The 25,023-nt window shown below is 41.1% G+C and carries 17 protein-coding genes and 3 rRNA genes; 19 read left to right on the top strand and 1 reads right to left on the bottom strand.

What is annotated here, in order from left to right:
* The 18 genes from rbfA to K9H14_01405 all read left to right on the top strand — a co-directional run bounded on the left by rbfA (position 1) and on the right by K9H14_01405 (position 22,858).
* Positions 1 to 348, top strand: a complete 348-nt coding sequence (gene rbfA, locus K9H14_01320) for a 30S ribosome-binding factor RbfA (GenBank protein ID MCG9478833.1) — start codon at positions 1 to 3, stop codon at positions 346 to 348.
* Positions 349 to 362: 14 nt separating this feature from the next.
* Entirely contained in the window at positions 363 to 1,352 is a 990-nt protein-coding gene (locus tag K9H14_01325) for a bifunctional oligoribonuclease/PAP phosphatase NrnA (GenBank protein ID MCG9478834.1), read from the top strand.
* 126 nt (positions 1,353 to 1,478) lie between these two features.
* Positions 1,479 to 2,261, top strand: coding sequence for a tRNA pseudouridine(55) synthase TruB (gene truB, locus K9H14_01330; GenBank protein MCG9478835.1), 783 nt, complete (start codon positions 1,479 to 1,481; stop codon positions 2,259 to 2,261).
* A gap of 15 nt (positions 2,262 to 2,276) precedes the next feature.
* Positions 2,277 to 3,218: a bifunctional riboflavin kinase/FAD synthetase gene (locus K9H14_01335; protein ID MCG9478836.1), complete on the top strand. Its 942-nt coding sequence runs from the start codon at positions 2,277 to 2,279 to the stop codon at positions 3,216 to 3,218.
* A gap of 80 nt (positions 3,219 to 3,298) precedes the next feature.
* A complete protein-coding gene (rpsO, locus tag K9H14_01340) occupies positions 3,299 to 3,568 on the top strand; it encodes a 30S ribosomal protein S15 (protein ID MCG9478837.1) in 270 nt (89 codons plus the stop codon).
* Positions 3,569 to 3,647: 79 nt separating this feature from the next.
* A complete protein-coding gene (locus tag K9H14_01345; protein MCG9478838.1) occupies positions 3,648 to 5,750 on the top strand; it encodes a polyribonucleotide nucleotidyltransferase in 2,103 nt (700 codons plus the stop codon).
* Between the two features lie 32 nt (positions 5,751 to 5,782).
* Positions 5,783 to 7,042, top strand: a complete 1,260-nt coding sequence (locus K9H14_01350; GenBank protein ID MCG9478839.1) for an insulinase family protein — start codon at positions 5,783 to 5,785, stop codon at positions 7,040 to 7,042.
* Positions 7,042 to 7,836, top strand: a complete 795-nt coding sequence (dapB, locus tag K9H14_01355; protein ID MCG9478840.1) for a 4-hydroxy-tetrahydrodipicolinate reductase — start codon at positions 7,042 to 7,044, stop codon at positions 7,834 to 7,836. The genes K9H14_01350 and dapB overlap by 1 nt, the downstream gene beginning before the upstream one ends.
* Before the next feature lie 17 nt (positions 7,837 to 7,853).
* Positions 7,854 to 8,738, top strand: coding sequence for a 4-hydroxy-tetrahydrodipicolinate synthase (gene dapA, locus K9H14_01360; GenBank protein MCG9478841.1), 885 nt, complete (start codon positions 7,854 to 7,856; stop codon positions 8,736 to 8,738).
* A 28-nt stretch (positions 8,739 to 8,766) separates the two neighbouring features.
* Entirely contained in the window at positions 8,767 to 10,425 is a 1,659-nt protein-coding gene (locus tag K9H14_01365; protein ID MCG9478842.1) for a ribonuclease J, read from the top strand.
* Between the two features lies 1 nt (position 10,426).
* A complete protein-coding gene (locus tag K9H14_01370) occupies positions 10,427 to 12,622 on the top strand; it encodes a DNA translocase FtsK (protein MCG9478843.1) in 2,196 nt (731 codons plus the stop codon).
* Positions 12,623 to 12,625: 3 nt separating this feature from the next.
* Positions 12,626 to 13,870 (top strand): CinA family nicotinamide mononucleotide deamidase-related protein, encoded by a 1,245-nt coding sequence (locus K9H14_01375; GenBank protein MCG9478844.1) that lies wholly within the window; start codon positions 12,626 to 12,628, stop codon positions 13,868 to 13,870.
* Positions 13,863 to 14,438, top strand: coding sequence for an RNA 2',3'-cyclic phosphodiesterase (gene thpR / locus K9H14_01380; protein ID MCG9478845.1), 576 nt, complete (start codon positions 13,863 to 13,865; stop codon positions 14,436 to 14,438). Before K9H14_01375 ends, thpR begins: the two co-directional genes overlap by 8 nt.
* A 68-nt stretch (positions 14,439 to 14,506) precedes the next feature.
* Positions 14,507 to 15,532 (top strand): recombinase RecA, encoded by a 1,026-nt coding sequence (gene recA, locus K9H14_01385; GenBank protein ID MCG9478846.1) that lies wholly within the window; start codon positions 14,507 to 14,509, stop codon positions 15,530 to 15,532.
* Positions 15,533 to 15,886: 354 nt separating this feature from the next.
* Positions 15,887 to 17,448: ribosomal RNA gene (locus K9H14_01390) — 16S ribosomal RNA — on the top strand.
* 97 nt (positions 17,449 to 17,545) lie between these two features.
* Positions 17,546 to 20,523 (top strand): 23S ribosomal RNA (locus K9H14_01395).
* Positions 20,524 to 20,577: 54 nt separating this feature from the next.
* Positions 20,578 to 20,694, top strand: a 5S ribosomal RNA gene (gene rrf, locus K9H14_01400).
* Together the 16S, 23S and 5S rRNA genes form the textbook arrangement of a ribosomal RNA operon.
* A 289-nt stretch (positions 20,695 to 20,983) precedes the next feature.
* The gene (locus tag K9H14_01405; GenBank protein ID MCG9478847.1) at positions 20,984 to 22,858 is read left to right on the top strand and encodes a phosphoenolpyruvate carboxykinase (GTP); all 1,875 of its coding nucleotides are present in this window, start codon (positions 20,984 to 20,986) and stop codon (positions 22,856 to 22,858) included.
* Here the strand turns inward: K9H14_01405 and K9H14_01410 are convergent.
* Positions 22,855 to 24,105 carry a DUF1015 domain-containing protein gene (locus tag K9H14_01410; GenBank protein ID MCG9478848.1) on the bottom strand — a complete coding sequence of 417 codons (1,251 nt, stop codon included), beginning with the start codon at positions 24,103 to 24,105 and terminating at the stop codon, positions 22,855 to 22,857. The two genes, K9H14_01405 and K9H14_01410, sit on opposite strands and share 4 nt — an antisense overlap.
* Before the next feature lie 148 nt (positions 24,106 to 24,253).
* On the opposite strand from K9H14_01410, the gene hypB reads away from it, so the two are divergent.
* Complete coding sequence (hypB, locus tag K9H14_01415) at positions 24,254 to 24,904, top strand: hydrogenase nickel incorporation protein HypB (GenBank protein ID MCG9478849.1); 651 nt, start codon at positions 24,254 to 24,256, stop codon at positions 24,902 to 24,904.
* The last annotated feature ends 119 nt before the right edge of the window (positions 24,905 to 25,023 follow it).

Here is a 25,023-nt window from a genome sequence, read left to right on the forward strand (position 1 = left end):
ATGGATCGCATAAAGAAGTTGGAAATTGATTTAAAAAGAGAGCTGGGCTTTGTAGTCAACAGTCTGGTAAAAGACCCCCGGCTGGGCTTTGTAACCATAACCGGAATAAATTTATCCCCTGATTTTAAATACCTGGATGTCTACGTCAGTGTCATGGGCGGCCAGGAAAAAATTGATCAGAGCATGAAGGCTTTGGACCGGAGTAAAGGATTTATTAAAAAGAAGCTTAATGAAAGAATAAAGTTGAGGGCTGTACCGGTTTTACGTTTTCAATATGATGAGTCTATTGATAAAGGTATGAGAATTACTGAAATTCTGGATGAGTTAAAGAAGAATAATGAATTATAACAGGTAGCATAAATTTGAGTACGGACAAAGATATTGATAAATTCGTAAAAATAATCAAAGATAATAATCTTTTTTTAATTTTATCCCATCTATTCCCTGACGGCGATTCTCTGGGTTCACAAACTGCATTGCACTGCCTGCTGGAGCGGCTAGGCAAGCAGAGTTATATAATTTGTCAGGATGATATTCCTTACCAGTACAGGTTTTTGCCCGGTTTAGATGAAGTTAAAAATAATTTTGAAGATTTAATGCTTGAACAGGAACCGGTAACCATCTGCCTGGATTGTGCTGAAGAGAAAAGAATGGGTATAGATTTTAAGGCCCTTAAACAGAAATCCAGGACTATTATCAATATTGATCATCATATAAACAATTCCCATTATGGTGATATTAATTTAATAGATTCACAGAAGTCAGCAACCGCCCAGATCTTGTTTGAAATAATGGATAAATTTTTTGATGGTTACATGAACCGGGATATAGCGTTAGGCATATATACAGGTATCCTTACCGATACCGGCAGGTTTCAATACGAGAATACCACTGCACAGGTTCACAGGATTGTAAGCAGTCTGCTTGAACAGGGGATAGTCCCGGCAGAAATTTTTTCCAATATTTATGAAAATGATCCCTTTAACCGGATTAAACTTCTGGAAAGGGTATTTAAAAGAATCAGGTTTGTGCCGGATAAGCAGGTAATTTATTCTTTTACCTTGCAGGAGGACTTTCAGCAGCTGGGCCTGCCTTTTTCAGCCCAGGATGGAATAATTGAAATACTCAGGGGCATAGAGGATGTTAAGATTGCTGCCCTTATAAAGCAGGTAGACAACCACCATTATAAAATAAGCCTCAGGACTTCCCGGAAAGATTTAAATGTAGCCAACCTGGCTGCCAGATTTGGGGGAGGCGGACACCAGATGGCAGCAGCTTATTCCCGGGAAGGGGATATAGAAAGAATTGCAAAGGACCTTTTAGATAGTGTAGACAGTTATGGAAAAAATTAATTTAAGCCATACAAATGGCATCTTTTTGGCCAATAAAAGGAGCAAAATTAGCTCTTATGACCTGATAAGGGAAATAAAGAAGGTTTTTTTTTAAATAAAATTGGGCATGCAGGAACCCTGGATCCATTGGCACAGGGTTTGATAATAATCTTAATTAACAGGGCTACTAAACTGTCCCAATTTTTTCTGACCATGGACAAGGAATACCGGGCTACAATTAAGCTGGGGATAGAAACTGATACCTGGGATAATGAAGGAAGAGTGGTAAGCAGGTCTACTCCTGCAATTTATAAGCAGAAGGAATTTGAAAGAATGCTGGAGTCATATGTAGGGACAAATTACCAGGAGCCTCCTATGTATTCAGCTATAAAATATAAAGGCAGGCCGCTTTACAGTTATGCCAGAAAAGGCAAAAAGATTGAGATAAAAAGAAGGAAAATAAATATTTATTCCATGAAGCTGCTGGATTATTCACAGGATAAGCTGACTGTAAATATGGTTTGCAGTTCCGGTACTTATGTAAGATGGGTAGCCCATCATCTGGGGAAAAAACTTGGTTGTGGGGCGATGCTGTCCGGGCTTGTCAGGACCAGGATAGGTAATTTTAATTTAAGTGATGCAAGTGGTGTGGACTATCTGGAAAACAAATTGCCGGATAGGCTAATAGGTATAGACAGCGCTCTTGCCGGCTGCAGAGAGGTAGCAGTAAAAAAGGAATTCAAAAATCAGATAATTAATGGCCGCTGGTTGGACAGAGAGAGGGCTGAAGGATGGCCAGGCAGGGGGCTGGAGCCTGATGAAATGGTAAAGATAAAAGATGGCCGGGGCCACCTGCTGGCGGTATATAAGGTGGATAAGCAATATCAGCCGGGCAAGGAATGGTTAAGACCAATGGTAATTTTAAATTAGAACTAGGGGTAATTTTTGACTGAGATAATTGAGCTGCAAAAGTTAGGCGCGGATTACCTTGCTGGAAAAAAAATAGTTGTGGTAATAGGTTTTTTTGATGGCCTGCACCAGGGGCATCAAAAGATTATTGGGAAGTGTATTCAAAGGGCCGAAAAGATTAATGGCAGCAGTCTGGTATTTACCTTTGACAAGCCGCCCTTAAATGTTATTAAAGGCTCTACCCATAAAAAACTTATCACTTCTTTTGAAGAAAAACTGGAATTGATTGGCAGAATGGGGGTAGACTATATAGTAACTGAAAGTTTTAGCAGGCAGTTCTCCATGATTAGCCCCCGGCAATTCTGCCAGAAAATTTTACTTGAAAAGTTTCACCTGAAAGAAATATTTGTGGGTTCCGGCTTCAGGTTTGGTTACAAAGGGCAGGGAGATGAACAGTACCTTAAACAATTCTTTTTAAAGCACGGGGTTAAGGTAAATATTATCCCTCTTTACCGGATAGGGGATATTACTGTATCCAGTACCAATATCAGAAAATTTTACGGAGAAGGCGATATAGATAAGGTTAAGCTGCTTCTGGGCAGAAAACCATGCCTGTGGGGTATGGTGGAGGAAGGCGCAAAAAGAGGCAGGGGTCTGGGTTTTCCCACTGCCAACATAGGTGTAGGTAAGAAATTCGTGTTTCCCGGAGATGGTGTGTATCTGGGGGAAGCGGAATTAGATAAACCTGGAGTTTTACCATGCCTTGTAAATATTGGCAACAACCCTACCTTTGGGAATTCAGATACCCAGCTGGAGGTTTTTATATTGGATTTTAATAAAAGCATCTATGGTGCTAAAATAAGGGTGTGCTTTTTAAAAAAATTAAGAAGGGAAATAAAGTTTAGCAGCCCGGACCAGTTAAAATTACAGATAGAAAAGGATGTCAGGGCGGCTAAAAATTATTTTAATATAAGTTAGTTCCCATTTATTTTAATTGTAATAATAAAATAGTTGTGATAAATTATTGAGCGATGTAAATTCAAAAGGAGATGGAAAAGTTGGGTTTAGAGAAAGAAAACAAGAGTAAAATAATAGATGAATTTAAAGTTAATGAAACGGATACTGGTTCATCTGAGGTTCAGGTGGCATTGTTAACCGAAAAAATTAATCAATTAAATGAGCACTTGAAGAAAAATAAGAAGGACCATCATTCCAGGAGAGGTCTGGTGATGATGGTTGGAAAGAGGAAGAGGTTGTTAAGGTATATACAGGACAATGAACTGGACCGGTATAAAAAATTAATAAAGAAATTAGGTTTAAGGAAATAGTAAGGAGTAGGAAATTAGTTTGAATAATGAATTTTTAAAAGAGGAAAAGTGTGAAATAAAGGTTGGCAACGAAAATATAATGTTTGCCACCGGGAAGATAGCCAAGCAGGCTAATGGTGCGGTTTTAGTAAAATCCAGCGGAAATGGAGTCCTGGTTACTGCAGTAATGGGGGAAAACCCCCGGGAAGGTACGGACTTTTTTCCTTTAGTTGTAGATGTTGAAGAAAGAATGTATGCTGCAGGTAAAATACCGGGCGGTTTTTTTAAGAGGGAGGGAAGATCTTCGGAGAAGGCAATACTTACTGCCCGTCTGGTAGACAGGCCCCTGAGACCCTTATTTGATAAAAATATCAGAAACGAAATGCAGGTTGTTGCTACGGTTCTCTCTGTAGATCAGATAAGCCCTTACGATATACTGGTATTAAACGGGGCTTCCATGGCTCTGTATATATCCGATATTCCCTTTTATGAACCAATTGGAGCAGTCAGGGTAGGTAGAATAGGGGAAGAATGGATAATTAATCCAACCTATGATGAACTGGAAAAAAGCAAAATTGACATTGTGGTTGCAGGTACGGAAAAAGAAATAATTATGGTAGAAGCTAATGCCAAGGAAGCAGACGAAGAAATAGTTTTGGAAGCCATAGATATAGCCCATCAGAATATAAAAAAGATAATAGAATTGCAGCACCAGTTCAGGGAAAAAGTAGGCAGGGAAAAAGTAGAAGTAGAAACATTTGGCTCACCAGAGGAAATAAAAGAAAAAGTGAGAGAGTTAAGCTATGATAAAATCAAGTCTCTGATGGAAACCATTGTGGGATATGCAGAAAGGGAAGACAGGGAACAGTTGCTGGATAATACCAAGAAAGGTTTTTTTCAGGATGAACTTAAAGTAATTCAGCAGCAGATTTTAGACCAGCTCTCTGAACAGTTTCCGGAGGATTCAGAAGCTATTAAAACCAGTTTAAAAGATGTTGAGCGTGAACTGGTAAGAGACACTATCGTAAACAAACACATAAGGCCTGATGGCAGGAAACCTGGGGATATAAGAAGGATAACCTGCGAGGTGGGTCTGTTTCCTGAAACCCACGGCTCTGGTTTGTTTACCAGGGGAAAGACTCAGGCTTTAACCATACTGGCGCTGGGTTCCATAAAGGAAGCCCAGAGAATCGACAGCCTGGGAGTGGAGGAATTTAAACGTTATATGCACCATTACAATTTCCCTCCCTTCAGTACAGGCGAGGTCTGGATGCTAAGGGGCCCCAAAAGAAGGGAAATAGGACACGGGGCGCTGGCAGAAAAAGCTCTGTACCCCATGGTACCTTCCGAGGAAGAGTTCCCTTATTCACTGAGACTGGTATCAGAAATACTTGAATCCAATGGTTCAACTTCTATGGCCAGCGTATGTGGAAGCACCCTGGCTCTAATGGATGCAGGTGTTCCTATAAAGAACCCGGTATCAGGGATAGCCATGGGTCTTATAAAGGCTGAGGATGGATCCCATATGGTTCTGTCTGATATACAAGCCATAGAAGATTTCTATGGAGATATGGATTTTAAGGTTGCAGGCACCAATGAAGGTATAACTGCATTACAGATGGATATAAAGGCAAAGGGTATAGACCTGAATATATTGAGGCAGGCTCTGGAGCAGGCAAAAGAGGGAAGGTTATATATATTACAGAAAATGCTGGATACCATTGCCATGCCCAGGGAACAGTTAGCTAAAACCGCCCCCAAAATTATATCCTTTAAGATACCCAAGGATAAGATTGGAGAGGTCATAGGCCCGGGTGGAAAAAATATTAAAATGGTAAAAGAGCAATTCGATCTGGAAGAAATAGAAATAACCGACTCTGACGGGGAAGGACTGGTTTCCATTGTGGGATATGACCAGCAGACAATTGTGGATGCAAGGTCGATGATTAAGACCATGCTTAAAGGTGTTGAAGATATTCAAGAAGGAGAAGAATTTCTGGGCACAGTTGTAGGTATCACCAATTACGGAGCCTTTATAAATATAATACCCAATATAGATGGTTTGCTGCATATATCCAAAATTGCTGATAAGAGGATAGATAATGTAGAGGACTATTTAAAACTCGGTGACAAAATACAGGTAAGAGTTTCCAATGTTGATCAAAAAACTAAAAAAATTGGATTAGAAAGGGCAGATATTTAATCAACTAGTTTTTAGAAGGAATATTTAGCCGATTGAAATTTGATGATTACCATATAACAGAATTAGATAATGGACTTAAGATTATTAGTGAAAAAATACCACATTTTAGGTCCATTTCACTAGGTTTTTGGATATTTGCTGGTTCCCGAAGTGAAAATAAAACCAATAACGGTATTACCCATTTAATTGAGCATCTGCTTTTTAAAGGCACTACTACCAGAAGCTACCGGGATATAGCTGTTGCTTTTGATTCTTTGGGAGCGGAGTATAATGCCTTTACCGATAAGGAAAATAGCTGCTTTTATGCCGATTTTATAGATTCACACCTGGATAAATGTTTACAGCTGCTGTTTGACGTGGTGTTTAATCCCTCTTTTGAATCACTGAATATTAAAACCGAAAAAAAGATTATTTATGAAGAAATTAAAATGGTTGAAGATAATCCCAGTGAAAATATTTTCAACTATTTTTACAAAGACTTATTTGCAGGGCATCCTTTAAGTTTAACTGTACTGGGACAGGGAGAGTCTTTAAAGAATATCAACCAGAAGGAGATTTGGAAATATTTTAGACAAAACTATAACCTAAAAAACTGTGTACTATCGGCAGCAGGAAACATAGGCCATGATAAGTTGGTGCGGGAAGTGGAGAAGAATATCGATGGTTTTAATCATGATGCCGGGGCGAATGCAAACCAGGTGAAAAAAACCCGGCCGGATAAGCGTAAATTTAAAAATGTTTATAGCCATAAAACCAAGGCAGTGCATCTCTGTTATGGTGGACTCGGGTGCAGCAGGACCCATCAGGACAAGTATCCTCTTTCTGTGTTTACAGTACTTTTTGGAGGTTCTATGAGCAGCAGGCTGTTTCAAAAAATCAGGGAAGAACATGGATTAAGTTATTCTATTTTTTCTACTAATTCGCAGTATGTTGATACCGGGGTAGTACTAACCTATGCTGGTTCATCGCCAAAAAACAGTTACAGGATTATAGAGCTGATTGAAGATGAGCTAAAGGACATAGAACGTAATGGTTTAACTGAGGAAGAAGTTATAAGGGCCAAGGAAAATCTTAAGGGCAGTATTGTGTTAAATGTGGAAGATATAAGTTCTAGGATGTTTAGAATGGGCAAGGCCTTATTGGTAGATAAAAAAGTTTTGACTATTGATGATATATTAAAGAAAATAGATAATGTTACCAGTAGCCAATTAATTGAAATTGTAAATAAATATTATAACCCGGAAGACCAGAGCTGGGTAATTCTGGGTGATTTGAAGGGGCAGAGGCAGTAATGCGGGTTGCAGTATTTGGAATATGCGGCAAGATGGGCCAGGCTATGGCCAGGGAATTGATAAGAGAGAAAGATGTTCAGGTAGTGGCGGGTTTCGACAACCTTCATACAGGCCAGGATATAGGAACATTTTTAAATATGGGTCCTACTGGAGCCAGGATCTATGATAGCTATGAAAAAATAAAACAGGCTTCGGTAGATACTATTGTTGATTTTACCCGTGCCGACATCTGTTTACAGACTATTAGCTGGGCAATTGATAACAGCATTAATATAGTAGTGGGCACAACCGGAATAAAAAAAAGTGACCTGGAAAGTATAAAAAAAAGGGCGAGTAGGACAGATTGCAAGGTACTGATAGCTCCCAATTTTTCTATCGGGGCGGTAATAATGGTAAAGCTTTCAGGGTTGATAGCCAGGTACTTTGACAACTGTGAAATAATTGAGATGCATCATGATAAGAAACAGGACGCCCCTTCCGGCACGGCTATTTCTACTTCAGAGGTTATTGCTGATTCCATGAAGTTTAATCACCAGAGATTAAAAGATTTTGAGGCAGAAACGGTGGAGTCAAGCAGGGGAGGCTTTATAAACGGCATACATACTCATAGTATAAGGCTGCCCGGTCTATTGGCCCATCAGAAGGTTATGTTTGGAGCAAAAGGGCAAACTTTTACTTTAAGCCATGACAGTATAGACAGGGCCGCTTTTTATCCCGGGGTGATTATGGCGTTAAGAAACCTGGATAAACTCGGGAACTACACTTATGGTTTAGATAAATTGATACAATTCTAGAGGTTAGGAGCATATATATGACAGGGCTAGGAGAAGTAATAACGGCAATGGTTACTCCATTTAACCAGGAGCTTGAAGTGGATCTGAATTTGACTCATAAGCTGATGGAATATCTGGTATCCAATGGCTCGGATGGGATTCTGCTTTCTGGAACCACTGGTGAATCTCCTACTTTAAGCGACCAAGAAAAGCTCAAACTGTTCAAATATGCTAAAGAGAATTTTGGCTCACAGGCAAAGATAGTTGCGGGTACCGGTTCCAATGATACCAGGCATACAGTAGAGTTATCCAGGCAGGCAGAGCAATTAGGGGTAGATGCTTTGCTGATAGTTACCCCTTATTACAATAAACCTACACCAGAAGGTGTGTACCGCCATTTTGAGGCTGTTGCCAGCAAAGTCAGCCTGCCCATAATAGTTTACAATGTTCCAGGCCGTACAGGTACCAATATAGATTGCAGCACCTGTATCCGATTATCTAAAATTGACAATATAGTAGGAATAAAGGAAGCAAGCGGAAACCTGTCCCAGATTTCAGAAATTGCCAGAGCTAAAGATAAGGATTTTATTATATATAGCGGCAATGATTGTGATACTCTGCCAATATTAAGTATAGGAGGTCAGGGAGTAATTAGCGTTGCCTCTCATCTTATGGGAAAACAGATAAAAAAGATGATTGGGGCTTTTAAGGATAGTGATATACAACAGGCCCGGGATATAAATAATTCTTTAATGGATTTTTTCAAAGTTATCTTTATTACTACCAATCCTGTACCTATTAAAGAAGCATTGAATTTGGCTGGGCTGGATGTAGGCAAAACCAGGCTGCCTTTATGGCAGATGGAAGATTATAAAAAGGAAAAACTAATTGATATATTAAAAAAATATTCAATTATAGAATAGCAAAAAAGGAGGATGATTATATAAGTAGATGCCAAAAAAAAGTAGTTTGAAAGTAATACCCCTGGGGGGTTTGAATGAGGTTGGTAAAAATTTAACCATTTTTGAGAAAGACAACCAGATAATAATTGTTGATTGCGGGGTAATGTTTCCCGATGAGGAAATGATGGGAATTGATTATGTTATCCCTGATTTTACCTATATCAAGAAGAACCAACATAAGGTTAAGGCCATTATTATTACTCATGGGCACGAAGACCATATCGGCGCCCTGCCTTTTCTGTTAAAGGAAATAAGTGCGCCTGTATATGCCACCAGGCTTACCATGGGGCTGATAAAGATAAAGTTAAACAGCTCTCAGAGACAGCAGGAATTTTATGAGATAGATCCGGATAAGCCCATCGAGATCGGACCTTTTAATGTTGATTTTTTCCGGGTTAACCATAGCATACCTGACGGGGTTGGACTAATAATAAAGACGGATATAGGAAATGTGGTGCATTCGGGTGATTTCAAGATTGATCAGACACCTGTAGATGGAAAGGTTACTGATTTTTTTAAAATTATCAAAGCAGGCCAGGAAGGGGTTCTGGCTTTATTCTGTGACAGTACCAATTCAGAAGAGCAGGGATATACCCTGCCGGAAAGGGATGTGGGCAAGACCCTGGAAGAGAAGTTTAATCTGGCGGATAAAAGAATTATTGTAGCCACTTTTGCTTCCCATATCCACCGCATACAGCAGATAATGGATGTAGCCCACAAATTTGATAAGAAAGTAGCAATATCGGGAAAATCCATGCTCAAGACTATCAGGATATCTTCGGAGCTGGGTTATTTGAAGATACCCGAAAAAACTATTGTTCCCATTACCAAAATAGATGATTTCCCGGTAAGAAAGATAGTAATTCTTTCTACCGGAAGCCAGGGGGAACCTCTTTCCGCACTGAATAAAATGGCGATGGGTGAACATAAAAGGGTACAGATAATGGGTGGAGATATGGTTATTATTTCCGCCTCTCCCATACCCGGAAATGAAAAATCTATTTCCAACACCATTAACCGGTTGATAAAGCAGGGTGCCGATGTGTTCTATGAGTCAATAGCCGGAGTGCATGTATCAGGCCATGCAGCCCGGGAAGAGATAAAAATGATGATTGGACTGGTCAGGCCGAAATATTTTATTCCCATACATGGGGAGAATAAGCACAAGATACAAAATGCAAAGATCGCTGAAGAAATGGGCATAGATGAAAAGAATGTAATTATTGCCCAGGACGGTTCCATTCTTAAGATGAATTCTAATCTCTGCAGGGTTTCCAATTCATTAAATCTGAAAACCATATATGTGGATGGCATTGGCAGAGGAAATATAGAGGATATGGTTTTAAAGGACAGGAGGCTGCTTTCCAGAGATGGAATAATAATTGCTATAGCCGGAATAGATGAAGAAAATAAAAAACTGGTAAATATGCCTGAATTTGTATTAAAGGGCGTGGTTTATCTGGAAAATTTTGATGATATCTTAAATGATTGTAAAAATGTGGTCACCGATTCCATCAGGAATGCTTTTGACCAGAATATTTCCAATGCGGCTATGGTTGAAAGCTATGTTAACGACAGGCTGGAAAAATATGTTTATAAAAAAGTAAGGATCAGACCTATAGTTACCACTAAAATAGTTAGCGTATAAAATGGCTGCCAAAAGCAAAAAGAAAAAAAAGGTAAATAGCAAAAAGAAGGTTAATAAAAAATCAGTAAATTATGTCAAAAAAAGAACAGAAATTTATGGCATAATTGTGATGGCCCTGTCTCTTTTACTGTTTATCGGATTATTTGGCCTGGGCTCAAGAGGTATAGCAACTTCTTCGGTTAACAATTTTTTAGCTTATATTTTTGGTCTGGGAAAGTATATCTCCCCTTTTTTGCTATTATTCTGGGGGGCAAGTTTTTTTATAAAAAGAATCAAACGCCTGCCCTCAAGGTTTGGATGGGGTTTTTTACTGCTGTTTCTGTCCCTGCTGGGGGTTTTCAGCACTACAGGCAATGTTGATAACATATTTGATCCAGTACTAATGCATTCCAGAGGGGGTATTGTAGGGGCTGGCATCTTTTACGGCCTTTCCAGGCTGGTGGGGCCTATTGGTTCATTAATTATTCTAGCTGTTCTGGTCCTGGTATCCATACTTATTATAACTAAAATTAGTTTAATAGAGCTGTTTAGAAAAATAATTAAGCTGGTAAGGTACGAAAAACCACCTCCCATAGAAATGAAGACAAATACTACCCGGCAAAATATTAAACCCGAAAAACCCAGGGCAGCAGTTACTGAGGTAGAGGAGAAACCGCCGGAAGTAATTGATTACTCGGCACAGGAAGAAACAGAGGTAATAAAAGTAAACAACCAGGGCCAGCTGGAGATACCCCTGGTGGAAAGTGAAGAAGAGGATACTGACTACCGGCTGCCGCCGGTAAGCCTGTTGAAAAAATCAAAAAGTGTTCACCCCCGGCTGTACAAACAGAATGTAAAAGAAAGGGCAGCTACGCTCAACCAGGTATTTAAGGATTTTAACCTGGCGGCTAAGGTTAACAGGGTGGTAAGGGGTCCCTCGGTTACCCTGTACGAGCTCAGCCTTGCTCCAGGTGTAAAGGTGCAGAGACTGTTAAGCCTGGAAGACGATTTCTGTGTAGCCATGGGCTCTCCCGATATCAGGTTTTTGACCCCCATACCCGGCAAATCAGCAATTGGAATAGAGGTACCCAATCAGATAAGGAGCCTGGTTACTCTGGGGGATATATTTGATGAAAAAAAATTGCTGGATGATTCTACGCTGCTGGAGGTTCCGCTGGGCAAAAACCTCTCCGGCGATATTGTATCCATGGATATCAGAGGCATGCCTCATGTGCTTATAGGGGGAGCAACCAATTCGGGCAAGAGTTCCTGTATAAACAGCATCATAATTTCATTGCTGTTAAAAGTTAAACCCAGCCAGGTTAAATTTATAATGATTGATCCGAAGATGGTTGAATTAAATATTTATAACGGCATCCCTCATTTGCTTACCCCGGTGGTTATTGAACCCAGAAAAGCAGCTTCTGCGCTTTCCTGGGCCACAGAAGAGATGGATAACAGGTTTAAGGTTCTTTCAGAATATAACTTTAAATCACTGGAAGAATATAATTACAGGATCAGGTCTGATTCAATAGAAGACCTAAAGCCCTTGCCCCATATAGTTATAGTGATTGATGAGCTGGCAGACCTGATGATGGTCTCAGCTTCAGAGGTTGAGGAAAGTATAATCAGGATTGCCCAGAAGGGAAGGGCAGTGGGTATCCACCTTATAATAGCAACCCAGAAACCGGTAGTAAAAATTATAACCGGGCTTATCCAGGGAAATATACCGGCAAGGATTGCTTTTAATGTAGCCAAGAATGTGGATTCCCGGGTTATACTTGACCAGAGCGGCGCGGAGAAACTTATAGGCAAAGGGGATATGTTGTATAAATCTCCTACTGCCAGCACACCTTTAAGGTTGCAGGGTGCTTTTGTTACCTCCAAGGAAATTGAGATAGTTACCGATTATATTAAAAATATCAAGAAGGCTGATTACAGCAAAGAGCTGGCAGAAAAAATACATACCCAGAAAAAGGTAGATATAGAAGAAGATGAGCTGCTTTATGATGCCCTGGAAGCAGTGGTTGATTTTGGGCATGCTTCAGCGTCTTTGCTTCAACGAAAGCTGAAACTGGGCTATTCCAGGGCAGCCAGGATTATAGATCAGCTGGAGGAAAAAGGCCTTGTAAGCGGTTATGACGGGAGCAAGGCCAGAGAAGTGCTTATAAGTAAAGATGACCTGCAAAAAATATTGAATAATAGAAAGGGATATTAAACAGTGGAATGTACCATATTGAGCATAGGTACCGAATTAAGCCTGGGTCTGGTTCAGGACACTAATTCCCACTTTATTGCGGATAAACTGGCCCATATTGGCATTGAATGCAATTATATGCATATTGTCCGGGATAATGTTGAAGAAATAAGTAGAATCCTTAACCTGAGCCTTGAGTTAAGCGATGTCATAATAGTAAATGGCGGACTGGGTCCTACCGATGATGATGTTACCAGGCAAGCTATAGCCAGGAGTCTGGGTCTGGAGCTGGTCAGGGATGAATCCCTTGATGCCGCCAGTTTAAAATATATAAGAAAAATTAAAACCGATGAAGTGAGAGAGAGATTGCTAAGGCAGTCTTATGTGCCCAAAGGTGCAATATCCTTTAAGCCCAGGATAGGAAGTGCTTCCGGGTTTGCCATTAATTACAGGGAGAAGTGGATTTTCAGTATCCCCGGAGTGCCCAGAGAGATGTCCGATATGCTGGAGGGTAATGTAATTCCCATGATTTCAGAAATAATTGGAAGCAGTGAAGATAGAAACATTAAAAAACTGGTATTGATGACTACCGATATAAGTGAAACCGAGATAGAAGGCAGGATAAAGGATTTAATGCCTGAAGCCAGGGAACAGGGAATAAGGGTAGGAATTACTGCCAACCCGGGATTTATAAAAGTAATACTGGTAGGGTCTGACCGCGGGGGCAAATATATAGAGGATATGGCAGCTAAAATGAAGGACAGGATAGGCCTAAATGTTTACGGTTTTAATGATACCCGGATAGGATATCATTTAAAGAAAGTAATTGAACAAAAAGGCAGACTCATAACTATAAGTACCGCCGAATCTATAACCGGAGGGCTTATTGGAAGCATGATTACGGATATAGACGGCAGCTCCGCCTACTATGCTGGCGGGGTGGTTGCTTACAGCAATGATGCTAAAATCCGAATACTGCAGGTGGATAAAGACCTTATAGCTAAAAAAGGTGCGGTAAGCAGCGAGGTTTGTATCCAGATGGCCAAAAGTTCAATGAAAATATTTGGCAGCAGTTACGGTGTAGCAGTTACCGGTTATGCCGGACCAGAGGGGAAAGAGGTTGGTTTAGTTTACTGTGCTATTTATGGTCCTGGAGACAAACATAGTGTAAGCGAAAGAAAATTTATTGGAACCAGGGAAGATATAAAATTCAGGACTGCCCAGTATGCTCTTAACCAGCTGAGAATCCGGGTGTTGGAGGATGAATAAAGTCCCCGCGGAAAGGCTGTTTGTATCCATAAATCTGCCTGACCATATAACTGAGACTGTTTACTGTCAGGGTAGAGATTATTTTTCTAACCACCGGGCTATAAAACAAATACCACAAAAAAATGTCCATATCACCTTAAAGTTTTTAGGAGATGTGCAGGCTGCCCGGATAGATGAGGTAGAGCAGGCTATAGCATCTTCGGTGGCTGGTATCAAAACATTTAATATTGAGCTGGACAACAGAATTGATGCCTTTCCGGCCATAAACAAAGCAGGGATTATATTTATTGGCGTCAGGCAGGGGGCAGAAGATATGGAAAAGATTTTTACCGGCCTGGAGCGCAATCTGGATGTTTTGGGGTTTAAACCGGAAAAAAGAAAATTTGTTCCTCACGCCACTATAGCCAGGATAAAGAAAAAGATGGATATAAGAAGGATTGCAGAAAAATTGAATTTTAAACAGTTTCCAGTGTTCAAATGTGATAAAATCATGTTAATGGAGAGTGAGCTAAAGACCACAGGAGCGGAATATAGAATCAAAAGAGAATTTGGGTTAAAATACTTTTAATTTGGTGATTTTAGTATTATTATGTAAATACATAAATATGTAAATATAAAAACTGGGGGATTTTATAAATGGACAGGGATAAAGTTATAGACAGTACCTTATCACAGATAGAAAGGCAATACGGTAAGGGCACCATCATGCGCCTGGGAAATCATGGGCCCTTGGTCGCGGTGCCTTCCATTTCCACCGGCTCTATCGAGATTGATCTAGCTCTGGGAATAGGAGGAATACCCCGGGGAAGAGTTACTGAAATATTTGGCCCGGAAGCGAGTGGAAAAACTACTCTGGCCCTGCATGTTATTGCTAATGCACAGAAAGGAGGGGGGATAGCGGCTTTTATTGATGCTGAGCATGCGCTAGACCCTATATATGCAAGGAATTTGGGTGTAAACACCGACGAACTTCTGTTATCCCAGCCTGATAATGGTGAGCAGGCGCTGGAAATTGCTGAAATACTTTTAAAAAGTGGAGCCCTGGATGTAATTGTAATAGATTCAGTGGCTGCTTTAGTGCCCAAAGCTGAGCTTGAGGGAGAGATGGGGGATACTCAAGTGGGGTTACAGGCCCGATTAATGTCTAAAGCCTTGAGGAAGCTTACAGGGGTAGTAAATAAAACTAAGACTTCTGTTGTTTTTATTAATCAGTTAAGGGAAAAAATTGGTATATTATTTGGAAATCCAGAGGTTACTCCCGGCGGCAGGGCACTAAAATTTTATGCTTCGGTAAGATTGGATATAAGAAGAATTGACAGTATTAAAGACGGTACTAATGCTATAGGCAACAGGATAAGGGTAAAAGTAGTTAAAAATAAAATGGCCTCTCCTTTTAAGAGCGCCGAGTTTGATTTAATGTATGGAAAAGGCATATCCAGAGAGGGCAGTATCCTGGATATGGGAGCAGAGCTGGATATAATAAACCGAAGTGGCTCCTGGTATTCATATGGTGATGAGAAAATCGGTCAGGGTAGAGAGAATGCCAAAGCATTCCTGCAGCAGAATCCAAAGATTGCCGAAAAGGTTGAAAAGGAAATCAGAAAGCAGTGTAACTTTGTAGAATCAGAAAGTAAAAACAAGCAGAACAACAGTAAAGAGTAGGTTTTAAAAAGAGGGTTGAAAAATTAGCAGAGCTGGGTTAGAATACACAAATGTTGCAGCTTTTTAGCTGTAAATATGATCTTAAAAAAAATTATTATTTTAAATATTAAATTATTGACTTCTTGTATGTGGGTGTTATAATTTACTTCGCTTAACAAAACTGCTCTTTTATTTTTTTTAGCTTCAATAAAAAATTAGCAGATATTTTTGTTGACATCGTATGTTTAATATGGTATTTTTTTTCAGGCTGTTTGGAGCCTGTATGTTCTTTGAGAACTAAATAGTGTAAGCTTTGGATATTACTTTTAATTACTTTTTGGGTTAATTGAGCTTTCGGGCTTGATTGGCTTAAAATTATATGAGAGTTTGATCCTGGCTCAGGACGAACGCTAACGGTGTGCTTAATACATGCAAGTCGAACGGGCGATGCGAAAGTGGCAACACTTTTGCAAAGCAAGTGGCGAACGGGTGAGTAACGCGTAGGCAATTTGCCTTAGAGATTGGAATAACCTCTTGAAAGGGAGGCTAATACCGAATGCCCTGTTTTTTTCGCATGAAATTTATAGGAAAGGGTGCCGCAAGGCTCCTGCTCTAAGATAAGCCTGCGTCCTATTAGCTTGTTGGTAGGGTAACTGCCTACCAAGGCGATGATGGGTAGCCGGTCTGAGAGGATGAACGGCCACACTGGGACTGAGATACGGCCCAGACTCCTACGGGAGGCAGCAGTAGGGAATATTGCGCAATGGACGAAAGTCTGACGCAGCGACACCGTGTGAAGGATGAAGGTCTTCGGATCGTAAACTTCTGTCAATTGGGGACGAAGGCAGTAGGGTTAATAGCCTCAATGCTGACGGTACCCAATAAGGAAGTCTCGGCTAACTCCGTGCCAGCAGCCGCGGTAAGACGGAGGAGGCAAGCGTTGTCCGGAATTATTGGGCGTAAAGAGCGCGTAGGCGGTTTTCCAAGTCATATGTGAAAACTTTAGGCTTAACCTAAAGATTGCATGTGAAACTGGATAACTAGAGTACGGCAGAGGAAAGTGGAATTCCTGGTGTAGCGGTGAAATGCGCAGATATCAGGAAGAACACCAGTGGCGAAGGCGGCTTTCTAGGCCGTTACTGACGCTGAGGCGCGAAAGCTAGGGGAGCAAACAGGATTAGATACCCTGGTAGTCCTAGCTGTAAACGATGGACACTAGGTGTGGGAAGTTATCGACGCTTTCTGTGCCGAAGCTAACGCATTAAGTGTCCCGCCTGGGGAGTACGGCCGCAAGGCTAAAACTCAAAGGAATTGACGGGGGCCCGCACAAGCGGCGGAGCATGTGGCTTAATTCGACGCAACGCGAAGAACCTTACCAAGGCTTGACATCATACTGACGGTTGTTAGAAATACAACTTCTCTTCGGAGCAGTATGACAGGTGGTGCATGGCTGTCGTCAGCTCGTGTCGTGAGATGTTGGGTTAAGTCCCGCAACGAGCGCAACCCCTGTCCTATGTTGCCAGCAGGTTAAGCTGGGCACTCTTAGGAGACTGCCGGTGTAAAACTGGAGGAAGGTGGGGATGACGTCAAGTCATCATGCCCTTTATGTCTTGGGCTGCACACGTGCTACAATGGCTCGTACAAAGAGCAGCGATACCGCGAGGTGGAGCGAATCTCTTAAAGTGAGTCTAAGTCCGGATTGAAGGCTGAAATTCGCCTTCATGAAGTCGGAGTCGCTAGTAATCGTGGATCAGAACGCCACGGTGAATACGTTCCCGGGCCTTGTACACACCGCCCGTCACACCATGAAAGTTGGAAACACCCGAAGCCAGCGTGCCAACCTGCAAAGGGGGCAGCTGTCGAAGGTGGAGCTGATGATTAGGGTGAAGTCGTAACAAGGTAGCCGTACCGGAAGGTGCGGCTGGATCACCTCCTTTCTAGGGAGAAACCTAGTTAATGTCGGTGCTTGCACTATTTAGTTCTGATAGAATATATCAGTGTTCTTTGAAAACTTCATAGCATTAGTATAGAAAATATTAAGTTATTAAGGGCGTATGGTGGATGCCTTGGCGGTAAAAGACGAAGAAGGACGTGGTAGTCTGCGATAAGCTTCGGGTAGTTGTCAAACAAGCTTTAATCCGGAGATTTCCGAATGGGGAAACCCACCATCTTTAATCGGATGGTATTATTATCTGAATATATAGGATAGTAAGGTCAACCAGGTGAACTGAAACATCTAAGTAACCTGAGGAACAGAAATCAATTTAGAGATTACCTTAGTAGCGGCGAGCGAAAGGGTAACAGCCTAAACCTATTGGATGTTAAAGCCTGCAAGCGTTGTTCAATAGGGGTTGTAGGAACTGCATTATGCTGTTGCAGAGGCGTAAAAGAGTCAAAAAATCACTTAATAGTTGAATAATCTGGAAAGATTAGCCATAGAAGGTAATAGCCCTGTAAGTAAAATTAAGTGATCTCTGTTGTAGTTTCCTGAGTACAACGGTACACGAGAAATTCCGTTGGAATCTGCGAGGACCAACTCGTAAGGCTAAATACTTTTACCGACCGATAGTGAACTAGTACCGTGAGGGAAAGGTGAAAAGTCCCCCGGGAGGGGAGTGAAATAGAACCTGAAACCATATGCCTACAAGTAGTAGGAGGCTTTTTAGCTGACTGCTTACTTTTTGTAGAACGGACCGGCGAGTTACAGTATGCAGCAAGGTTAAGCTTTTAAGTGTAGCCGAAGCGAAAGCGAGTCTTAATAGGGCGTTTAGTTGTATGCTGTAGACCCGAAGCTGAGTGATCTATCCATGGCCAGGGTGAAGCGAAGGTAAAACTTTGTGGAGGCCCGAACCCACTAAGGCTGAAAACTTAGGGGATGAGCTGTGGATAGGGGTGAAAGGCCAATCAAACTCAGAAATATCTGGTTCTCCTCGAAATAGCTTTAGGGTTAGCCTCGAGTGATTGACTTTGGAGGTAGAGCACTGAATGGACTAGGGACCTTACAAGGTTACCAAATCCAATCAAACTCCGAATGCCAAAGTTTTTAGCTCGGGAGTCAGACTGCGAAGGATAAGCTCCGTAGTCGAAAGGGAAACAGCCCAGACCATCGGTTAAGGTCCCTAAATATATGCTAAGTGGTAAAGGAAGTGGAATTACCCAGACAACCAGGATGTTTGCTTAGAAGCAGCAATCATTTAAAGAGTGCGTAACAGCTCACTGGTCAAGTGGTCCTGCGCCGATAATTCAACGGGGCTAAAGCATATTACCGAAACCATGGATCCTATTTATAGGATGGTAGAGGAGCGTTCTGTAAAGGTTGAAGCTCAACCGTGAGGTTGGGTGGACATTACAGAAGTGAGAATGCCGGTATGAGTAACGAAAGACAGGCGAGAAACCTGTCCGCCGAATATCTAAGGTTTCCTGGGCAAGGTTAATCCTCCCAGGGTTAGTCGAGACCTAAGCCGAGGCTGAAAAGCGTAGGCGATGGATAACAGGTTAATATTCCTGTACAACCAAATTTCGTTATCACCAATGGGGTGACGCGGAAAGGTAGGTCATCGCGGTTTGGTTGACTGCGTGTAAGCGTGTGGGGCGCTAACCAGGCAAATCCGGTTAGCATTAAGCCTGAGGCGTGATGCCGAGCCAGTAAATGGTTAAGTGATCAATCCTATGCTGCCAAGAAAAACCTCTAGGAAGTAATTTGGTTCTCGTACCAAAACCGACACAGGTAGATAAGTAGAGAATACTAAGGCGATCGAGATAACTCTCGTTAAGGAACTCGGCAAAATAGCCCCGTAACTTAGGGATAAGGGGTGCCATAGTAGCGTGAAGAAACTTGCTTTCGGAGCGCGACGTGGTTGCAATAGAAAGGCTCAAGCGACTGTTTACTAAAAACACAGGTCTCTGCTAAGTCGTAAGACGATGTATAGGGGCTGACGCCTGCCCGGTGCTGGAAGGTTACGAGGAGGGGTTAGGTTTCTTCGGAAACCAAAGCTCTGATTCTAAGCCCCAGTAAACGGCGGCCGTAACTATAACGGTCCTAAGGTAGCGAAATTCCTTGTCGGGTAAGTTCCGACCTGCACGAATGGCGTAACGATTTGAGCGCTGTCTCAACGAGGGACTCGGTGAAATTATAATATTGGTAAAGATACCAATTACCCACAGAAGGACGGAAAGACCCCGTGAACCTTTACTGTAGCTTGATATTGGACTTTGGTATACCTTATGCAGGATAGGTAGGAGGCTTTGAAATCAGGGCGCCAGCTCTGGTGGAGCCAACGGTGAGATACTACCTTTGGTATGCTGGAGTTCTAACCACGTTCCGTAATCCGGGCGTGGGACAGTGGCAGGTAGGCAGTTTGACTGGGGCGGTCGCCTCCTAAAGAGTAACGGAGGCGTCCAAAGGTTCCCTCAGAGTGTTTGGCAATCACTCGTAGAGTATAAGGGCAAAAGGGAGCTTAACTGCAAGACTTACAAGTCAAGCAGGAACGAAAGTTGGGCCTAGTGATCCGGCGGCTCAGTGTGGAATGGCCGTCGCTCAACGGATAAAAGGTACTCCGGGGATAACAGGCTTATCTCCCCCAAGAGTCCATATCGACGGGGAGGTTTGGCACCTCGATGTCGGCTCATCGCATCCTGGGGCTGTAGCAGGTCCCAAGGGTTTGGCTGTTCGCCAATTAAAGCGGTACGCGAGCTGGGTTTAGAACGTCGTGAGACAGTTCGGTCCCTATCCTCTGTGGGCGCAGGAAAATTGAGGGAATTCGTCCCTAGTACGAGAGGACCGGGATGAGCAAACCTCTGGTGTGCCAGTTGTCCTGCCAAGGGCATGGCTGGTTAGCCAAGTTTGTTATGGATAAGTACTGAAAGCATATAAGTACGAAGCCATTCCCAAGATCAGTTTTCCCATCCATTTGGAGTAAGACCCCATGAAGAATACATGGTTGATAGGCTGGATGTGTAAGCACAGCAATGTGTTTAGCTGACCAGTACTAATAGGTCGAGGACTTAATATTTTCTATAAGATGCTATGAAGCTTTGAGAGAACACTTTAAAAATTTATTTTAGTTTACGGTGGCAATAGCGAAAGGGCAACACCTGTTCCCATCCCGAACACAGAAGTTAAGCCTTTCAGCGCCGATGGTACTGCACTGGCGACGGTGTGGGAGAGTAGGTAGCCGCCGTTTTTTTATGCCTAAAAATAAATTATTTTCTCTACTATACCCCCTTATTAATAAAAATAAGTCAAAAATCGTTATTAATTTCTTACAAAATAAACAAAATTATTAAATCCGCCATAATTATTTACAAAATAAAGGAATATTTAGAATAAATTATAAAAATTTAGAAATAAACTGTAATATTTTATAATTGGTAATTATTGCTATTTTTATTATAAATATTAGGGTATAATTAAACAAAATTAGATAAACATAGGTTATTTACCAGATTGTAAAAAATAGTAGAGGATAGGACATGAAATTAAAAATTGAAGAAATTAGAGACAAATTAGATCAGAAGAATTATGAGAAACTGGCTAAAATTAATAATCCTGACTTTCATGAATTCTTAGTCAAATACGTAAAGCTCCTAAATCCGGATAGTATATTCGTAAGTGATGATTCACCACAGGACATACAGTATATCAGGGATAAGGCTTTAAGGGATGGCGAGGAGAAGAAGCTGGCTATTGAAGGACACACGGTTCATTTTGATGGAACAAATGATCAGGCCAGAGATAAAAAAAGAACCAAGTTTATGGTTGATAGTAATAGTAAGCTGACCAGTGAGTTTAACACCGTTGATAAGCAGGAAGGCCAGGAAGAAGTTTTCGGTTTCTTTAAAGACATCATGGTGGGAAGAGAACTGCTGGTAAGCTTCTACAGCCTGGGTCCAAGTAATTCTTTGTTCACCATACCTGCAGTCCAGCTGACCGATTCCAGTTATGTAGCTCACTCTGAATCTATATTATACAGGCCTGGATATAAAGAATTTTTAAACATGGATAAAGGGTCCGGGTTCTTTAAATTTGTACACTCTGAAGGAAAATTGGAAAATGCGGTAAGTGTTGATGTGGATAAAAGAAGAGTATATATTGACACCCGGGACGAAATTGTATACTCGGTAAATACCCAGTACGGCGGAAATACTATTGGCCTCAAAAAATTAGCCATGAGATTGGCCATAAGAAGGGCTTCCGAAGAAGGCTGGCTGACCGAGCATATGTTTATAAGCGGCATTCACGGCCCCAAGGAAAGGGTAACCTACTTTATGGGCGCTTTCCCTTCTATGTGTGGAAAGACTTCTACGGCTATGATACCTACCGAAACCATTGTTGGCGATGATATTGCTTATATACGGAAAGTGGATGGAACTATTAAGGCAGTAAATGTAGAAGAAGGACTGTTCGGTATAATTAAGGATATCAACCCTGAAGATGATCCTATAATCTGGGATGTACTGCATTCTGCTAATGAAACCATATTTTCCAATATACTGGTAACAGAGGATGGGGATACATACTGGATCGGCAAACCAACCGAAATGCCTGAAAAAGGCATAAACTACAGCGGCAAATGGTGGCCAGGCAAAAAAGATGAGCAGGGCAACGAGATAACACCTTCCCATAAAAATGCCCGGTTTACAACCAATTTAAGGAGTTTGGAAAACCTTGACCCCAACTACAATAACCCTGATGGCGTGAGCATAGGAGGCATAGTTTACGGGGGAAGGGACTCGGATACCAATGTACCGGTGCTGGAAGCCTATAACTGGAAACATGGGATAGTTACTATTGGTGCATCCCTGGAATCAGAGACTACAGCTGCAACTCTGGGCAAAACCGGAGTCAGGACTTTCAACCCTATGTCTAATATGGACTTTTTGTCCATTCCCATAGGCAAGTATTTGGATATGAATATAAATTTTGGAGATGGTCTGGATAATCCTCCCAAGATATTCGGGGTAAACTACTTCCTGAAAGGTAAGGATGGTGAATATATAAGTTCCATTCTGGACAAAAGGGTATGGCTGAAATGGATGGAATTAAGGGTACACGGTGAAGTGGACGCCATTGATATAGGCACCGGTTATATTCCATATTATGAAGATCTGAGAGGATTGTTTGAGAAGGTGCTGGATTCAGAATACTCAAAAAAGGACTATGAGAAGCAGTTTAGTCTAAGGGTGGTAGAGAACCTTTCAAAAATTGACAGGATAACCAAAATATATGAAGATATTGAAGGAGAAATACCTTCAATAATGTTCGAAATGCTTAAAAAGCAAAGAGCTAAGCTGATAGAAATGCAAAAGAAGTACGGAGATTATATCAAGCCCGATCAGCTGGCTTAATTTTTAAATTTATACATAACCAGTCCAGTGCAGGGTTTTGGATAGAAGTAGGTAGATTTCTGGGGCATTAAAAAGCCCTGTCTGGACAAGGTTTCAACTTCATCCACAGTAGGAGCATTTAACAGGATACCCATATGGTAAACATTACGGTCAATTTCATGTTTCAGTTGATCCAGTGAATGGGTAAAAGATATGTTCTCTATATTGCCCGGTTCAATCACTTCTTTTAGAAATATGTTATGGAGTATGTTAACATCCAGATCCTGCCACAGGTCGTTTTTCTGCAGCTTTTTTTTATAAGTGGCAGTCATAACCTTATCTTTTCCCAGATAAATAATAAAGGCGGGATTTTTTTCCTTCCGGTGGGTGGACATAAACTTCTTAATATCCAATTCTTTTAAGGAAGCAAAACTTACATTAAAAAAGGGCTTTGCCCTCCGTGCCAGATGGCCGCTGTCTGTAGCCTTAACCATCTTAACCAGACGGTAAGTGGGATATACGGTTATATCTTTCTGGTTGCTGTTTACAAACAGGGTTAGTATATATTGCTGTCCCCAAGCAGGAAGACCCTTCTGAATTGATTGTCTGTAATAAATCCTGGAGGTTTCATAACGGTGATGGCCATCGGCAATAAGGATAGACTTGGGGGCCATCAGACCGGTTATATTTTCTATAATATCTGGCTGGCAGATCCTCCACATTTTAAAACCAAGGCTGTTATCATATTCTGGATTAATGCTGATATCCGGGGCGAAACTATTTGATATATCCCTTATTAAATGGGAAGAATCCCGATAAACGGTGTAGACCAAACCAAAATTAGTCCTGGTATTTTCCAGAAGTTTAAGCCGGTCTTGTTTGGGTTTGGGCAGTGTATTTTCATGCCTCAATACTTTTTGTGTTTTGTAGTCTTCAATTTTGGTTAAACCAATGAATCCGGTAATGCTTTTAGGAACGCCATCCAGCATAAAACTTTCTTCAATTAGGTAGAAACAGCTATTGGGGTCAAATTTTAAAATATTTTCCTTGATCCATTCCTGCATGATCAGATTTGCCTGCCGGTATTTGTCTACAGTACCGGAACCGCTAGGCACTATAAGATTTATAATGTTATATGGTGAAAGTTTTCTAAGTTTTTTATCCAGGTCCGGGGTTATAACATCATAGGGTGGAGATATAACCCTGGATAAATCATCTACTTTGGACTGATTATAAACTAATCCTTTAAATGGAAGTATTTCAACCACTAAATGCCCCTTCTATCTACTATATAAACGTGAATAAATATAAAATTGTATTGTAGATATGTCAATAATAAATTGCAGGTTGACATAGTTAAAAATTAGGGTAGCATTGTAAATCGAGTATTTTAAAAAATTTTTTTATGGAGATATTATGAAAGTTAAAGTAGTGGAAAATGTGCTGGCCTACAATAAAGAACACGCGCAGCAAAACCGAAAATTATTTGAGAAAAACGGTGTATTTGTAATAAATATCTTATCTTCACCGGGAGCGGGTAAGACCTCCCTTATAATAGAAACTTTAAAAAGGTTAAAAGATGAATATAAGGTTGGGGTTATAGAAGGAGACATATCTTCCACCCATGATGCAGATAAAATAAAGCAGTATACTGATTCAGTGGTTCAGATTAACACCGGAGGCAGCTGCCACCTTAATGCTTCCATGGTGAAACAAGCCATGGAAAAACTGGATCTTGAAGATTTAGATATTGTGTTTATAGAAAATGTCGGCAACCTTATCTGCCCGGTTAATTTTGATCTTGGAGAAAATCTCATGGCTGTACTTGCTTCAGTAAACGAAGGTGATGACAAGCCGGTCAAATATCCTCCTGTGTTTATTAAAAGTGGCTTGATACTTCTTAATAAAATGGATATGCTAAAAACCAGTGATTTTAATCTGGATTTCTTTATGGAAAAAGTTGAGCAATTAAACCCTCAAGCTGAAGTGATTGGTTTTTCATGTAAAACCGGGGAAAACCTGGATAATTGGATAAAATGGCTTAAAGAAAATATCAACCATACCTAGTGCTACTAAATAAGAAATTGTTGTTACAAACCTTTTACATGCTTTGGTTGACATTAGCAGTTATAGATGGTATTTTTTCTATGTTACAAACCTTTTACAAGAAATTAAACTCAAATGAA

The sequence above is a fragment of the Actinomycetes bacterium genome (genome assembly GCA_022396035.1).
Taxonomy (GTDB): Bacteria; Actinomycetota; Humimicrobiia; order Humimicrobiales; family Humimicrobiaceae; genus Halolacustris.

Bases quoted from the DNA above. Each gene is read 5' to 3' on its own strand.
- hypB (MCG9478849.1), top strand. From the start codon at position 24,254: ATGAAAGTTAAAGTAGTGGAAAATGTGCTGGCCTACAATAAAGAACAC.
- thpR (MCG9478845.1), top strand. From the start codon at position 13,863: ATGAATAAAGTCCCCGCGGAAAGGCTGTTTGTATCCATAAATCTGCCT.
- K9H14_01365 (MCG9478842.1), top strand. From the start codon at position 8,767: ATGCCAAAAAAAAGTAGTTTGAAAGTAATACCCCTGGGGGGTTTGAAT.
- dapB (MCG9478840.1), top strand. From the start codon at position 7,042: ATGCGGGTTGCAGTATTTGGAATATGCGGCAAGATGGGCCAGGCTATG.
- recA (MCG9478846.1), top strand. From the start codon at position 14,507: ATGGACAGGGATAAAGTTATAGACAGTACCTTATCACAGATAGAAAGG.
- dapA (MCG9478841.1), top strand. From the start codon at position 7,854: ATGACAGGGCTAGGAGAAGTAATAACGGCAATGGTTACTCCATTTAAC.
- K9H14_01345 (MCG9478838.1), top strand. From the start codon at position 3,648: ATGTTTGCCACCGGGAAGATAGCCAAGCAGGCTAATGGTGCGGTTTTA.
- K9H14_01370 (MCG9478843.1), top strand. From the start codon at position 10,427: ATGGCTGCCAAAAGCAAAAAGAAAAAAAAGGTAAATAGCAAAAAGAAG.
- K9H14_01405 (MCG9478847.1), top strand. From the start codon at position 20,984: ATGAAATTAAAAATTGAAGAAATTAGAGACAAATTAGATCAGAAGAAT.
- rbfA (MCG9478833.1), top strand. From the start codon at position 1: ATGGATCGCATAAAGAAGTTGGAAATTGATTTAAAAAGAGAGCTGGGC.